Annotated in this window: 15 protein-coding genes; 5 read left to right on the top strand and 10 right to left on the bottom strand. The window is 55.5% G+C overall.

Going from position 1 to position 14,147, the window contains the following annotated elements:
- Positions 1-31: 31 nt before the first annotated feature.
- The 4 genes from GO984_RS10545 to GO984_RS10530 all read left to right on the top strand — a co-directional run bounded on the left by GO984_RS10545 (position 32) and on the right by GO984_RS10530 (position 5,151).
- Entirely contained in the window at positions 32-1,324 is a 1,293-nt protein-coding gene (locus GO984_RS10545) for a capsule biosynthesis protein (RefSeq protein WP_157022493.1), read from the top strand.
- A 98-nt stretch (positions 1,325-1,422) separates the two neighbouring features.
- Complete coding sequence (locus tag GO984_RS10540; RefSeq protein WP_158980629.1) at positions 1,423-2,556, top strand: polysaccharide biosynthesis/export family protein; 1,134 nt, start codon at positions 1,423-1,425, stop codon at positions 2,554-2,556.
- A 5-nt stretch (positions 2,557-2,561) separates the two neighbouring features.
- Positions 2,562-4,574 (top strand): capsular polysaccharide biosynthesis protein, encoded by a 2,013-nt coding sequence (locus tag GO984_RS10535; protein WP_157022492.1) that lies wholly within the window; start codon positions 2,562-2,564, stop codon positions 4,572-4,574.
- Positions 4,575-4,659: 85 nt separating this feature from the next.
- Positions 4,660-5,151, top strand: coding sequence for a metal-dependent hydrolase (locus GO984_RS10530; RefSeq protein WP_157022491.1), 492 nt, complete (start codon positions 4,660-4,662; stop codon positions 5,149-5,151).
- Positions 5,152-5,260: 109 nt separating this feature from the next.
- Here GO984_RS10530 and ribD read toward each other — a convergent pair whose 3' ends face one another.
- From ribD to GO984_RS10495, 7 genes are all read right to left on the bottom strand, one after another.
- Positions 5,261-6,361, bottom strand: coding sequence for a bifunctional diaminohydroxyphosphoribosylaminopyrimidine deaminase/5-amino-6-(5-phosphoribosylamino)uracil reductase RibD (gene ribD, locus GO984_RS10525; protein ID WP_342448076.1), 1,101 nt, complete (start codon positions 6,359-6,361; stop codon positions 5,261-5,263).
- On the bottom strand, positions 6,358-6,825 hold the full coding sequence (gene nrdR, locus GO984_RS10520) for a transcriptional regulator NrdR (protein ID WP_157022490.1): 468 nt from the start codon (positions 6,823-6,825) through the stop codon (positions 6,358-6,360). The genes ribD and nrdR overlap by 4 nt, the downstream gene beginning before the upstream one ends.
- Positions 6,826-6,945: 120 nt before the next feature.
- Entirely contained in the window at positions 6,946-7,365 is a 420-nt protein-coding gene (locus tag GO984_RS10515) for a secondary thiamine-phosphate synthase enzyme YjbQ (RefSeq protein WP_157022489.1), read from the bottom strand.
- Positions 7,366-7,375: 10 nt separating this feature from the next.
- Positions 7,376-7,798 (bottom strand): hypothetical protein, encoded by a 423-nt coding sequence (locus GO984_RS10510; RefSeq protein WP_157022488.1) that lies wholly within the window; start codon positions 7,796-7,798, stop codon positions 7,376-7,378.
- Between the two features lie 97 nt (positions 7,799-7,895).
- Positions 7,896-8,366 (bottom strand): hypothetical protein, encoded by a 471-nt coding sequence (locus tag GO984_RS10505; protein ID WP_167740292.1) that lies wholly within the window; start codon positions 8,364-8,366, stop codon positions 7,896-7,898.
- Between the two features lie 90 nt (positions 8,367-8,456).
- Positions 8,457-8,738, bottom strand: a complete 282-nt coding sequence (locus GO984_RS10500; protein WP_157022486.1) for a hypothetical protein — start codon at positions 8,736-8,738, stop codon at positions 8,457-8,459.
- 124 nt (positions 8,739-8,862) lie between these two features.
- Positions 8,863-9,141 carry an HlyU family transcriptional regulator gene (locus GO984_RS10495; protein WP_157022485.1) on the bottom strand — a complete coding sequence of 93 codons (279 nt, stop codon included), beginning with the start codon at positions 9,139-9,141 and terminating at the stop codon, positions 8,863-8,865.
- 264 nt (positions 9,142-9,405) lie between these two features.
- On the opposite strand from GO984_RS10495, the gene GO984_RS10490 reads away from it, so the two are divergent.
- Positions 9,406-9,609 (top strand): hypothetical protein, encoded by a 204-nt coding sequence (locus tag GO984_RS10490; RefSeq protein WP_157022484.1) that lies wholly within the window; start codon positions 9,406-9,408, stop codon positions 9,607-9,609.
- Positions 9,610-9,650: 41 nt separating this feature from the next.
- Here GO984_RS10490 and rpoD read toward each other — a convergent pair whose 3' ends face one another.
- From rpoD to GO984_RS10475, 3 genes are all read right to left on the bottom strand, one after another.
- A complete protein-coding gene (gene rpoD, locus GO984_RS10485) occupies positions 9,651-11,636 on the bottom strand; it encodes an RNA polymerase sigma factor RpoD (RefSeq protein ID WP_157022483.1) in 1,986 nt (661 codons plus the stop codon).
- 115 nt (positions 11,637-11,751) lie between these two features.
- A complete protein-coding gene (dnaG, locus tag GO984_RS10480; RefSeq protein ID WP_157022482.1) occupies positions 11,752-13,734 on the bottom strand; it encodes a DNA primase in 1,983 nt (660 codons plus the stop codon).
- A gap of 82 nt (positions 13,735-13,816) precedes the next feature.
- Complete coding sequence (locus GO984_RS10475; protein ID WP_138162236.1) at positions 13,817-14,134, bottom strand: hypothetical protein; 318 nt, start codon at positions 14,132-14,134, stop codon at positions 13,817-13,819.
- Positions 14,135-14,147: the final 13 nt, after the last annotated feature.

The following is a 14,147-nucleotide window of genomic DNA, read 5'->3' as shown; positions in this document are numbered from 1 at the left end:
GTTATTCCGCAGGGCTAATATGAGTGCCAATATGCCGACACCATGCGACACCAACCGCGTTTTTTTGTTCCTGCAGGGACCACACGGGCCGTTTTTTAATGCGCTTGGAAAAATGTTGCGCGCTGCCGGATGTGATGTCTGGCGGGTCGGGTTTAATGCCGGGGATCGCGCTTTTTGGTTTCATCCAGCCAGCTACATCCCTTTTCGTGGCACCCCAGAAGACTGGGTACAGACGCTAGAAGATCTGTTCGAAGACCGTCAAGTCACCGATATCGTGCTCTACGGCGACACGCGCCCCATTCATGCGCAGGCTGTTGAGCAGGCCAAGGCCCGCGGCATTCGCGTACATGTCTTTGAAGAAGGCTACTTGCGCCCTTATTGGGTCACCTACGAACGGGACGGTTCAAACGGCAATTCAAAGCTGATGAACATGTCGATCGAAGACATGCAGCAGGCACTGGAACTGTCGGATATGGAGGCTCCACTGCCGCCGTCGCATTGGGGTGACATGCGCCAACACGTTTTCTACGGGGCACTATACCACTGGTTTGTGATGTTCAGAAACGGTGACTACCGCAATTTCAAGCCTCATCGGTCCATCCCTGTGACCAAAGAATTTCAACTCTATCTGAAACGCCTGCTGTTGATGCCTGTACTGGCGGTCCAGCGCCGCCTTGCCACCTGGCGCATCCGCAGCGGTGGCTTCCCCTATCATCTTGCCCTGCTGCAACTCGAGCATGACAGCTCGTTCCAGAAACACTCACCGTTTTCCACCATGAACGAGTTTTTGAGCGAAATCATCGAGGGCTTTGCCAAAGGCGCCCCGCGGCATCATCATCTGGTGGTCAAAGCCCATCCGCTGGAAGACGGACGGGTGCCGCTACGCCGCGAGGTCAAACGGTTGGCGCGCGAACAGGGCCTTTCTGACAGGGTTCACTATGTGCGGGGAGGCAAGCTGGCACAGCTTCTAAACGAAGCCCGAACCGCAGTGACGGTGAATTCGACCGCAGGTCAGCAGGTCTTGTGGCGCGGCATTCCGTTGAAGGTGTTTGGACAGGCTGTCTATGCCAAGCCACAGTTTGTTTCGACCCAGGCCCTCCCAGATTTCTTTGCTGCGGCGTCGCGCCCAGACAACCGCGCTTACAAGGATTATCGCCGGTATTTGCTGGAAACCTCGCAGTTACCGGGTGGTTTCTATTCGCGCAAAGGACGCCGCCAACTGATGCGTCAGGTGGTCGATATGATGCTAAGTGGCGACGATCCTTACGACGCCTTGCGATCAGGCACCGCGGCCCCGCGGCAACAGTTACACGCGGTGAACTAGACCGAAACAGTTGCAGCACTGGATTTTTGTTCCGCATTACGCTAGTTTGGCAAAAAAAGACCTGAGGCAGAACAATAATAGGTCGAGGAGACCGAGCAGTGAATTCCGTTCCCTTTCGGTGGGCACGCCCCATCGCTATGCTGGCCGCGCTTGCGCTTGCTGCCTCGTGCAGTCTGCCCAAAGTTGGCCCCAACAAGCGTGAAATTTTTGCCGGATCGGTGCAAAAAGAGGGTGATGCCTTTATTGTATCAGTAAATGATCGGGTGACCCGCGCCACAGCTGTGGTCCCTGCCCTTGGCTTTTCCAATGGGTTCCAATCTGCCGGGCAGCTGACATCAGACACTATTCGCCCTGGCGATGTCCTGGGTCTAACGATCTGGGAAAACGTTGATGACGGGCTGCTGGCCGGCGAAGCCACAAATTCAACAGTTCTGGAAGAAGTCCAGGTCGACAGTGCCGGATTTATCTTTGTGCCTTATGCAGGCCGCGTGCGTGCATCGGGCAATACGCCGGATCAATTGCGTGAAACCATCACCACCAAGCTGGAAGACCAGACCCCGGACCCACAGGTGCAGGTGCGTCGTCTGGCCGGTGATGGCTCAACCGTCAGCCTGATTGGTGCCGTTGGTGCACAGGGCGTCTACCCAATCGAACGTCCGACCCGGACACTGGCCACCATGCTGGCCAACGCTGGCGGTGTGGCGATCCAACCAGATATCGCTCAGGTCACAGTGATCCGTGGCAATGAAAGCGGCAAAATCTGGTTCCAAGATTTGTATGATCACCCAGAGCTGGACATTGCACTGCGCGGTGGCGACCGGATTCTGGTCGAAGAAGACACCCGTGCCTTCACTGCATTGGGGGCAACCAGTGCGCAAGCCCGTGTTCGGTTTGAAAGCCAGGATCTGTCAGCCCTTGAGGCAATTGCCCAGGTCGGCGGCCTGATCTCCACCGCCTCTGATCCCACTGGCGTATTTGTGTTCCGCAATGAACCAGCCGAAATTGCAGGTCAGGTCCTGGGCCGTGATGATCTGGAGGGGGCACAGCGCATGGTCTATGTGTTAAACCTGACCCAACCCAACGGGTTGTTCATCGCCCGTGACTTTGTCATTCGCGACGATGACACGCTCTATGTAACCGAGGCTCCATATGCGCAGTGGACCAAGACCATCTCGCTGCTAGCCGCACCACTGACGCCACTGGCAAACGTCAATACTCTGTTCGGCGGCTAACACCGATGACCCGTCTTGACGACAGACATCAGGCCGGGGGCAAACGCTCCCGGTTGTTTGTTTATAACGGCGGATTCGTCAGGCAAAAACGACTGCGCCGAATCCTGAAACTAGCGGGTTATGATATCCGGCTCGGACTACCCGACCCTGAAGATCTGGTTGGCATCTGGGGCAATTCCCCTACCGCCCACCGTGGACGGACCGTCGCCAAAAGACGCGAGGTGGGGCTGCTAAGGGTTGAAGACGCCTTTTTACGGTCCATCCACCCCGGACGCGCCGGTGAACCACCCGTAGGTCTGCAACTGGACCATTCCGGCGTTCATTTTGATCCGGCAACGCCATCAGATCTGGAACAGCTACTTGCGACCCATCCGCTGGATGACAGCGCCCTGATGCGTCGCGCCCGTGATGCGGTGGCGCGCCTGACCGAAGTGCAGCTGAGTAAATACAACGCCTTTGATCCTGCCTCTCCAGCCCCCGAACCCGGGTATGTACTGGTGGTTGATCAGGCGCGCGGCGATGCCTCGGTTCGCGCCAGTAACGCGGATAAGGCCCGGTTCCTTGAAATGCTGGTCTTTGCGCAAGAGGAAAACCCCGGCGCCCGTATTGTCATCAAGACCCACCCGGAAACCGAGCAAGGGTATCGGCCCGGCCACTATGGCCCCGAACAGGCCAACGACCGTATCACCCTCCTCTCTGCACCTGTCTCCCCTTGGGAGCTGCTGGACGGAGCCATCGGCGTTTACACAGTGTCGTCACAAATGGGGTTCGAAGCCATTCTGGCCGGTCACAAGCCCCGTATTTTTGGGCAACCGTTCTATGCAGGCTGGGGTCTGACACAGGATGAGTTCCCACTGGCACGCCGCCAGCGAAACCTTACCCGGCAACAGCTTTGTGCAGCCACCATGTTTCTGTACCCAACCTGGTATGATCCATTTCAGGACCAGCTCTGTGAGCTGGAGACCGTGCTTGATAATCTTGAAGCTCAAGTTGGTGCCTGGCGGCAAGATCGCCACGGTTGGGCGGCATCTGGGATGCGGCTGTGGAAACGCCGCCCCATGCAAAAGATGTTTGGCCGCGAGAAAAAGGTTCTGTTCACCGAGGATGTCCACAAGGCGCAGTCCAGCGGCCGTAACTGGATGATCTGGGCGGGCAAAGCCACTGCGGATCACATCGGTGTCACACGGGTCGAAGACGGATTTCTGCGCTCACGCGGTCTGGGCGCCGAACTGGTGCCGCCCTTGTCGCTGGTGACGGATCGCCAAGGCATCTATTACGACCCAAGCCAGTCGAGTGATCTGGAAGATCTGATTGCCCAACGCACCCGCCTGACCGAAACGCAGGAACGTCGTGCTGAAAACTTGCTACGCAGTTTGGTCCAATCCAGTCTGTCCAAATACAATCTGGGTGGCGATAGTCCGGAGCTGCCCGCTGGTCGCCGTATTCTGGTGCCGGGTCAGGTCGAAGATGACGCGTCGATCCTGACCGGTGCGGGCAAGGTCAAAAGCAACCTCGATTTACTGCGTACCACTCGCACAGCGAACCCTGATGCGGTGATCATCTACAAGCCGCACCCAGACGTTGAGGCAGGCCTACGCAACGGCGAGATAGAGGCCAAAGAACTGGCCGATGTCATTGCCACCAAGGCGGATCCGGCTGCGCTGTTTGATCATGTGGACGAGGTCTGGACCATGACCTCTTTGATGGGGTTTGAGGCGCTGCTGCGGGGGGTAAAGGTCACCACGCTGGGGGTACCATTTTATGCAGGCTGGGGGTTGACCCAGGATCTGGGCAAGATCCCTGAACGCCGCAAAGCCCGCCCCGGACTGCTGGGGTTAGTCCATGCGACGCTCATCGACTACCCACGCTATTTTGACCCGGTCACTGGCCTGCCCTGCCCGGTTGAAGTGGCTGTTCAACGGTTACAAACGGGTGAGATCCCACATCCCGGCGCAGCCAACCGGATTTTATCCAAGCTGCAGGGCCTGCTGACCACCTACGCACATATTTGGCGGTAATGGCCGTGACCATCCAGGCTGTCGGCGTCCGCCAAGCAGGGGGATGGTTTTAAATATTTTTGCTTGTTAGAGGCTTAATTCAATCATGTTCATCGCACATCTTCCAGCGGGCTATTTGACCGCTAACCTGCTTGCCAGGAAACACAAAAACAGATCTAGTTTGATAGCTGTCGGGCTTGTTTGCTCAATTTTGCCAGACTTTGACTTATTATGGTTCTATCTGGTCGATAACCGGCAAACCGCGCACCACGAGTATTTCTTTCACTGGCCATTGTTCTGGTGCTTCCTTGCCTTTGCAACTTGGATTCTGTCATGGATCCTGGGGCAAGGACAAATACGACGCTACATTTTGGTAGCACTGACATGCTTACTTGTTCACATGCTGCTAGATAGTTTTGCAGCAGAAATTTACTGGCTTAGGCCCTTCTCAGATTTTCATCTCAATGCTGTCGAGGTCCCAGCAAAATTCGAATGGTGGGTTTGGAGCTTCGTCTTTCATTGGACCTTCGCCGTTGAGATTGGCATCTGTTTAGCCGCAGCAATTGTATTTCTGCGCAACAAGAAGAACGCGATCTGAGATCTGACTGACATACCTATACATTCAGCCAAGCATACACTGCCAAACCAGACGAGGATCCTAATTAGGGTGCCGTTGTCGCGGTTAGCCCACTCGTGGCTTCTGCAGCCTATTTGAGCGCCCGTGTCCAACGGTGTTCAATGTCTTGCCCAATCTGACGTGTGCTGACCAACTGAAACTTTGGCGCTTGCTCCAGGCGGCTCAGCCCAAGCGCACCAATCATTGGCAGACCTTCAGCACCGATACCCAACCCAGCAGTAAAGCCTACCAGTTCATCCACCAGATCATTGGCCAGCAAAGAGGCTGCAAGCGCACCGCCGCCTTCGCAGAATACCCGTGTCAGCCCAGCCCGACCCAATTGCTGCAAGATGTCAGATGCATCCAGCTGCGTTCCCTGCACCGCACAGGGGATTAATCGGGCGCCTAACCCCTCCCAGGCTCGCAGCCGCTCTGTATCCGCTCCGGGACCATGGCAGAGCCACAGCGGGATCTCTGTTGCGCTGCGGGCAAGTTGACTAAGCAGGGGCAGATCCAGATGCCGTGAAATCACGACACGGGTCGGCTGCTGATCAATCCCCAGATCCCGCACTGTCAACGAAGGATCGTCTGCCCGCGCGGTGCCCGCCCCGACCATCACCGCATCATGACGCGCGCGCATGGCATGGGTCGCGCGGCGTGCTTCGGGGCCGGTGATCCATTTGCTTTGACCGGTTGCAGTGGCAATACGGCCATCAAAGCTGCTGGCCAGCTTTAATGTAACCAGGGGGCGCCCTTGCTCGGTTTTCAAAAAGAAGCCAGCGTGGTCCTGCGCGGCCTGTTCAGCCATCACGCCAGTTTTAACATCAATCCCAGCCCGGCGCAGGATCTCAAACCCTTGCCCCGAAACCCTTGGATCGCTGTCTTCAATTGCCGCCACAACCCGTGTGATGCCTGCATCGATCAGGGCCTGCGCACAGGGTGGCGTTTTGCCGTGATGCGAACAGGGTTCAAGCGTCACGTAAGCGGTAGCCCCCTGCGCCAATTCCCCGGCCTGCAACAAGGCCATGGTTTCCGCATGTGGGCGCCCCCCCGCCTGTGTCCAGCCACGTCCAATGATCCGACCATCCAGAACAACAACACAGCCCACCGCCGGGTTGGGCCAGCATAAGCCCTGCCCGCGCCGCCCCAAACTAAGGGCCAGCGCCATGTATCTGTTGTCAGCGTCGCTCACTCTTCTGGCGGCAAATCTGGCCGCAACTCGTGGACAAAGTCCTCAAAATCATCAGCCGCCTGGAAATTTTTGTAGACACTGGCAAAGCGGACATAGGCAACGGTGTCAATCCGGGCCAGAGCCTCCATCACGATCTCACCAATACGGCTCGACTGAATGTCGGTATCGCCCATGCTTTCCAGGCGCCGTACAATACCCGAGATCATCTGATCAATCCGTTCAGGATCAACCGGGCGTTTCTGCATCGAAATCCGGATTGAGCGCTCCAGCTTGTCACGATCAAAATCTTCGCGTTTCCCCTTGGATTTGATCACCACCAAATCTCGCAGTTGAACCCGTTCGTAGGTGGTGAAACGGCCACCACAGGCCGGGCAAAACCGGCGTCGCCGGATCGCTACATGATCCTCGGCAGGGCGAGAGTCTTTGACTTGGGTATCAACATTTCCGCAAAACGGACAGCGCATCAATCGTTCCCTTCATCCAATTCGACTATAAATTGTACGTAATTCCGTACAGTTATCCACAGTTATAGGACAGCCGCTAGGATTTGGGTAGAGGGATATTCACACCGCTAAATAAGGCCCTCATGACAGGTGCGCCACCACCTTGCGCAGGTGTGGTGCTGTCCGGTGTTCAAACAGATAAATGCCCTGCCAGGTCCCAAGCATCAGCTGACCGTCTTTGACTGGAATAGACAGGCTAACCGGCATCATCGCCGCCTTGATATGGGCTGGCATATCATCTGGACCTTCATAGGTATGGCGCAGGTAATGCATCGAAGGATCGGTGCTGGGCGGCACCAAACGACCAAAAAACGCCTGCAGATCCCCCTGCACTTCTGGATCAGCATTTTCCTGGATCAAGAGCGAGCAAGAGGTGTGCTGGACAAACAGCGTCAACAGGCCGCAATGATCTGCCTGGCTGGCAACCCACTGTGCGGGTTGCCGGGTGAATTCGTACAAGCCGGCTCCATGGGTTTTGATTTCAAACAAAGTGTGCGGCATAGGCGGTTGATCAGAACCAATAGTTGATCAAAATCCGGCGATCACAATGATGAAAGGCAGCCGTGACACTTCGCCCATACCCAACGGTAAGAACATCGCTGACCCAACTTTTTTCGTACGGCTCGATCCCCAGCGCATCCGGGTTGAGAGTAAACTGCACTGCAGATCTGGCGCCTGTGGTCACACTTCGCCCAATACCACTGACCACATAGATCTTAGTATTCCATGGCAGTTGTAATTCACGCCGCAGATAGTCACCTGCGCCACACCAATAGTCGTCTTTAATGGCAGCAGGGCGGCCTATGACTTCGAAAATGTTTGCATCTACACGATTGACATCAAGTGTATTGATAGCGCGAAAGGCCAATGCCGCAGTTGGAAGGGCCACAGCAATAGCAGCAACTAAGGCAAGAGATTTAAAAACTGATTTCATCAATATGACTCCAAAGTCCACTAGACAATATGTGCACGGCAACTCCCGATAGTCACGTCACAAGTTAGGGACCAGATCGTCAGCGCCTTTGCTCGGATCAATACCAGCGCGGAAAAACATTACACTGATTGTCGCCTTGTTGGACGGTCATCGAGTCACCAACGTTGAAGGCACTAACCCGCCAAAACTGACTTTGCGGCGCAGCAGACGCAACGGGATTCAGAGTAAACAAAACTGTTGATCTGCGATCTGCGACTTCGCCTGGGGCCATGCTCCGATAGACATAAATTGGCATCTGCCATCCGGCTCCAAGATGGCGGCGGGCATAGTCTGAGGCTGCACACCAATAGTCAGGACCACCACCGCCAGATTGAGGGACCACTTCAAATACACCGCCCTCTAGTGGGTAAACGCGCGCTCCCAATGTGGTTCGCTTGAAATTGCTGGCTTCGCTGGAACATCCGGAGAAAGAAAAGGCGAAAACAGCAACTAAAGACAGAAAACTTTTCATCTGTTTACCAATGTTAGCGGCACCCAAATTGGCACCCTTATAACGTTGGTCCATCATAGAACACAGCTACGGTGCTGCGCCACCCCTACCCTGGTCGATTTGTGAAACCAGCCATTTATGGCGCAAAAGACGGCCTATCTGCGGGGATCACCTGCTCGGAAAGGGAATGATATCTGCTGACTGACGTGGTGCGAGTATCTGTTCGAGCAGAGCCAGAACCTCTTCATGGTTCTCATCTTCGCCAAATCTTGCCCTCGCCGATTGGCGCAGAAAACCACGGGCGCCTTCGGCGTCGAGGGCTTTTAGCACTGGTTCTTTTTCCCGTAAGGCATCGACCAGGAACTGGTTGGCCTCTGTCATAGCCTGCAACGACTGCAGCTTTTCATCCAGCACACCCAGCGCTGTCGTAAGATTTGAATTTGCAGACATCGGATTCCCCAGTCGAGTTTTCATCACCACCGGGAACAGTCTACGTCCGAGACCAGTGCAGAGCAACGCATCGGGTTAGCAAATGGTTAACGCCTTGGGTGGTGCGGAGCTGTGTTGAGTGGGCTCAGTTGAACAACCGGTCGCCCATCTGGTCGATCACAAGTTTTGCTTTCTGGATCGCAGCCTCGCCAGCAGCTTCGCTTGTATTGAGCGTGTCGGCCCGGATGAGCCTGTGTATCTTCAGCTCGCCATCGATCTCTTTCTCGATCCGTGCAGCAAGACGGTAGTTTTTATCCTCTGCGATAGGATCGGGGAAAATTGTGAAATCCTTGTAGATTTCAGGCTCGGGACCCTTGGGCACCGCCGCGTCAGACCCGCCAAAGAGTTTTTTCAAAAGGGACATGTCAGGCTCCTTATACTTTTGATGAATGGTGACATATCGGGTGGGGCTTGGAAAGTGAACGGGCGGTATTCTCTGAAGGGCGCTTGACCTTGGGGAGGTGCAAAGCGCCTTCATCTGGCTGAAAGCACGCCTGCGGCGTGACAGGAAGGTCAGGCACGGCCCGGCGGTGCCGGGCTGAAGATCAAATCATTCGCCGCAGTGTTCTTCTCAAGTGTCCTATAATTGCCTTGTAGCAATATCGCTGCACAGAACCAGGAGACTAGAATGACGGAATTTCAATGGGGTGCCACCCAGAAAACGCAGATCGAAATGGAATGGAAGACTGGCGACGCAATTTGGAAGTTGAATGATTACATTCATCATTCTTCACTGCCGAATGGGCACGGCCTCGTTGGCCAAGTACTACCAGACCGCTACAAAACCCCAAGCGGAAGTGTGAAGATCACATATGAAATCTATCCCATGTGATCCTCGCTAAAAAAAGGACGCCCAACAGGGCGCCCTCATAATCACTGATCCAGGAAACTCCGCAGCTTCCTGCTTCGGCTTGGGTGCTTCAGCTTCCGCAGCGCCTTGGCTTCGATCTGACGGATCCGTTCGCGGGTCACCGAGAACTGCTGGCCGACTTCTTCCAGCGTGTGGTCGGTGTTCATGCCGATACCAAAGCGCATCCGCAACACGCGTTCTTCGCGCGGTGTCAGCGAGGACAGAACCCGCGTGGTGGTTTCCTTCAGGTTCTCCTGAATGGCGGAATCCAGCGGTAGAACCGCGTTCTTGTCTTCGATGAAATCGCCCAGCTGGCTGTCTTCTTCGTCGCCAATTGGGGTTTCCAGTGAAATTGGTTCTTTGGCGATCTTCATCACCTTGCGAACCTTCTCCAGCGGCATCTGCAGCTTTTCAGCCAGTTCTTCCGGTGTAGGCTCGCGACCGATTTCGTGCAGCATCTGACGACCGGTGCGGACCAGTTTGTTGATGGTCTCGATCATATGCACCGGAATACGGATGGTGCGGGCCTGATCGGCGATCGAGCGGGTGATCGCCTGACGGATCCACCATGTCGCATAGGTCGAGAACTTGTAGCCGCGGCGGTATTCGAACTTATCCACCGCTTTCATCAGGCCGATGTTACCTTCCTGAATGAGATCCAGGAACTGCAGGCCACGATTGGTGTATTTTTTGGCAATCGAGATCACCAGACGCAGGTTGGCCTCGACCATTTCTTTCTTGGCAGCGCGGGCTTCTTTTTCGCCCTTTTGAACCTGCTGAACGATGCGGCGGAATTCCGAGATGTCCAAACCAACATACTGACCGACCTGAGCGATATCAGCGCGCAGCTCTTCGACCTTGTCAGTTGAGCGTTCGATGAACATTTTCCAGCCGCGACCCGGCTTTTCGCCCATCTCGGCCAACCAGTTTGGATCCAGTTCACGACCACGGTAGGCCTCGACAAACTCACGGCGGTTGATACGAGCCTGGTCAGCCAGTTTCACCATCGAACCGTCAATCTGCATAACCCGGCGGTTGATGCCGTACAGCTGGTCGATCAGCGCGTCGATACGGTTGTTATGCAGGTGAAGTTCATTCACCAACTCGACGATTTCAGACCGCAGGGCCTGATATCTGGCCTCGTCCTTTTCGCTAAAAGATCCGTCTTCGTTCAGGGTGGCCGAAATCCGGCTGTCCTGCATTTCCGACAGTTCAGCATAGTCAGACGAGATCCGCTCCAACATGGTCAGAACCTGATCCTTCAGCGCGGCTTCCATCGCAGCCAAAGACAGGTTTGCCTGATCGTCTTCATCATCATCGTCGTCGTCGTTGCTGATTGCATTGCCATCAGCGTCCAGCTCGGGGTTCCCGCCTTCAGGCTTTTCAGCTTTTGTCGCTGTACTTGCGACAACCGGTTCCTGAGGTGTTCCATCCTCATTCATCGTATTGCCAAAGGTGGTTTCCAGATCAATGACGTCGCGCAACAGAATATCTTCGGTCAGAAGTTCGTCATGCCAGATCGTAATCGCCTGAAAGGTCAGAGGGCTTTCACATAAGCCAGCAATCATCGTGTTGCGGCCAGCTTCGATCCGCTTGGCGATGGCGATTTCGCCCTCGCGGCTGAGCAGTTCAACCGAGCCCATTTCCCGCAGGTACATGCGAACCGGATCATCGGTACGATCCAGTTTCTCAGACGCAGCAGAAGCTACAGCAACTTCACGGGTACCCTCAGCAGTGACCAGCTCGGTCGAGCCTTTTTGCTCTTCCTCTTCGGCTTCCTCGTCCTCGATGATGTTGATGCCCATTTCCGAAAGCATCGACATCACGTCTTCGATCTGTTCCGAGCCCACCTGATCGGGTGGCAAAACCTTGTTCAGCTGATCGTAGGTGATGTAACCCTTTTCACGGGCCTCAGCGATCATCTTTTTGACGGCGGCCTGACTCATATCCAGAGAAGTTTCCGGTTCCTGGTCGTCACGTTTGCGGTCGTCGGTGTCTTTGGCGGCCATTAAAAGCTCCTGCAGGGACTAAAGGCGATTCGGTTCACGTTAGTGATTCGCGTGAATCGAGTGATTCGTTACCCGGTTTACCCGGTTTTTTTAAGCACTTCCTTATCAAAACGACTCAGCGCTGTTTTCGTGAGAAGTTGATTCCATCTGTTAGCGCACTTAAGAGGTCACGTTCTTCTCTATCCAGACGCGCGCCGTTGTCTGCAATGTCATATTGAGCGCGGTCTTCGTTTTCACTGCGGACGGCCTTGTTTCGGGCTTCGGCAGCCTGCCCCAAACGCCAGGTTACTGCTTCATCTGCCAGACCTGACAGATCCTCCTCTGCCTCGGCAAGTTCAGCATCCAACCCATGTCGCGCTTCGATTTTGGCGAATTCTTCACTTAACGTCAGGCTGGCGATTTCCAGATTGCCGGGTTTGCGCAGGCAGGGGCTGATTGCGACATGGCGAAGCGCATGCAGGTTTTCAAGGGCGTACGGTCCCAAAGCATAGAGTATTTCATCGCGAAGCTGATCCGGTGCACCCAGTCCATAGCGCAGGATCAGGTCGCGCAGGATGGCATGATCCGGGTCCGCGCAGGGCATGCGTTCAAAATTGGCTTCGAATTCAACGATTACCGCCGGAGTGGCAATGGCACTTGCCAGGATCACGGCCTCGCGCATTGCAATGGCCGCCTGATCGTCAGCAGCGGCTAACATCGAGCTCTTGGTGCTGGCCAGAGGCTGCGGCACTGGCTTGCCAGGCTTCCATTTCCCGCGTGCACCATCCTTGAAGCCTCCACTGGGGTTAAACCCTGCCCGCGGTGGTTTGCGGCTGCCCCGGAACAACGCCCAGCGCATTTCCTTGATGTCATCGCCATAGTGTTTACGGATTGAAGGATCGCGGATCAGTTTGATCTTTTCGCGCAGGCTTTTGTCCAACCCGGCCTTGCGTTCGGGACTGTCAAACACCTTGCCGTCAGTTTCGCGTTGCCACAGCAGCCGCACCATTGGGACCGCCTGATCCAGTAGCGCCTGTACGGCCTGCGGCCCCTGACTACGGATCAAATCATCAGGGTCTTTGCCCTCGGGCATCATGGCAAAGCGTAGCGACTTACCAGCCTCTAGCAGCGGCAGGGCCAAATCGATCAGCCGCATCGCTGCGCGCAGACCCGCAGTATCACCGTCCAGCGCAATGATCGGCTCATCCGCGATGCGCCACATCATCATCAACTGGTTTTCTGTGACAGCAGTGCCCAGTGGGGCCACTGCTGCTTCGAACCCGCCATCCGCAAGGGCAATCACATCCATATAGCCTTCGGCCACCAGTAGCGGTTGACCTTTACCGGCCGAAGTGCGCGCGGGTGCGTGATTGTAAAGACTGCGGCCCTTGTCGAACAGTTCAGTTTCGGGAGAGTTCAGGTATTTGGCATTATCATTTGGATCCATCGCGCGACCACCAAAGGCAATGGCCCGCCCCCGTGCATCACGGATTGGGAACATGATACGATTGCGGAAGGTGTCATAAGGTTTGCCGCCCTTGGTTGACGGTTTCGCCAGACCGGCGCCAATGATCAGGTCTTCCTCAACACCTTTACCACGCAGATGATCCCACAAGTTCTGCCAGCCATCGGGGGCAAAGCCGATCTCCCAGCGCTCCAGCGATTGGGCCGACATGCCGCGCCGATCCAGATAAGCCCGTGCATCATGCGCCCGACCAGTGTTCAGCTGCAGACGGAAGAATTGTACCGCCTGTTCCATCACATCCACCAATAATGTGCGGCGGTCCTGTTTCTGTTGCGCTTTGGGGTCGCGGGCGGGCATTTCCATCCCAGCTTCGGTTGCGATGATTTGGACCGCTTCCATGAAACCGACATTTTCGGTTTCCTGTACAAATCCAATTGCATCGCCCTTGGCCTGACAGCCAAAACAATAATAGAATCCCTTGCGGTCATCGACGTGAAAACTAGCGGACTTTTCATGGTGAAACGGGCACGGCGCCCACATGTCGCCCTTACCCATATTCGATTTACGCTGATCCCACATGACTTTACGCCCGACAACCTGGCTTAGGCTGACACGGGTGCGCAGTTCATCAAGGAAACCTGGAGGCAAAGACATAGAAACAGTGTGCCAGAATAGAGGGCGAAATCCAAGACCGAGACAGGTCTGGAGCGACGTCGTTCAGAGAAAAGCTAGAGGCTTACTGGGACTGCGCCAGACACTGTTCGTTCCAAACAGCGCCCAGATCCTCATTGCGGATCACTTTCATTTTCTGATCATAGATCCAGGGCGCGATCAGCGGAATGGCAGCATTGTAATTCTCGGGCCAGCTTGTTTCATCAGTGATCAACACATCACTCAGATCGCGTTCTTTGACACGGTCCAGCCGTGCCTGCTGAATCGCCGCCACCACGTCCGCCTGATACCCACAGGTTTCCTTGGCGCTTTCAGCGGCGACGACAGGTGAGGCCATTACAACCGCAGTCAGAACGGGGATCAGGGCAGTTCGGATCGTCATTGGGGCAGCTCCG

This window comes from Parasedimentitalea huanghaiensis (assembly GCF_009753675.1).
Lineage (GTDB): Bacteria > Pseudomonadota > Alphaproteobacteria > Rhodobacterales > Rhodobacteraceae > Parasedimentitalea > Parasedimentitalea huanghaiensis.
Note: the sequence above shows the minus strand (reverse complement) of the source record. Positions and strands in the feature narration are given on the sequence as shown.

Coding starts and splice junctions, on each gene's coding strand:
- nrdR (WP_157022490.1), bottom strand. CDS start 6,825: ATGCGCTGTCCGTTTTGCGGAAATGTTGATACCCAAGTCAAAGACTCT.
- rpoD (WP_157022483.1), bottom strand. CDS start 11,636: ATGGCCGCCAAAGACACCGACGACCGCAAACGTGACGACCAGGAACCG.
- GO984_RS10475 (WP_138162236.1), bottom strand. CDS start 14,134: ATGACGATCCGAACTGCCCTGATCCCCGTTCTGACTGCGGTTGTAATG.
- GO984_RS10505 (WP_167740292.1), bottom strand. CDS start 8,366: ATGATGGACCAACGTTATAAGGGTGCCAATTTGGGTGCCGCTAACATT.
- GO984_RS10530 (WP_157022491.1), top strand. CDS start 4,660: ATGTTCATCGCACATCTTCCAGCGGGCTATTTGACCGCTAACCTGCTT.
- GO984_RS10515 (WP_157022489.1), bottom strand. CDS start 7,365: ATGCCGCACACTTTGTTTGAAATCAAAACCCATGGAGCCGGCTTGTAC.
- GO984_RS10490 (WP_157022484.1), top strand. CDS start 9,406: ATGACGGAATTTCAATGGGGTGCCACCCAGAAAACGCAGATCGAAATG.
- GO984_RS10545 (WP_157022493.1), top strand. CDS start 32: ATGCCGACACCATGCGACACCAACCGCGTTTTTTTGTTCCTGCAGGGA.
- GO984_RS10500 (WP_157022486.1), bottom strand. CDS start 8,738: ATGTCTGCAAATTCAAATCTTACGACAGCGCTGGGTGTGCTGGATGAA.
- GO984_RS10535 (WP_157022492.1), top strand. CDS start 2,562: ATGACCCGTCTTGACGACAGACATCAGGCCGGGGGCAAACGCTCCCGG.
- dnaG (WP_157022482.1), bottom strand. CDS start 13,734: ATGTCTTTGCCTCCAGGTTTCCTTGATGAACTGCGCACCCGTGTCAGC.
- GO984_RS10510 (WP_157022488.1), bottom strand. CDS start 7,798: ATGAAATCAGTTTTTAAATCTCTTGCCTTAGTTGCTGCTATTGCTGTG.
- GO984_RS10495 (WP_157022485.1), bottom strand. CDS start 9,141: ATGTCCCTTTTGAAAAAACTCTTTGGCGGGTCTGACGCGGCGGTGCCC.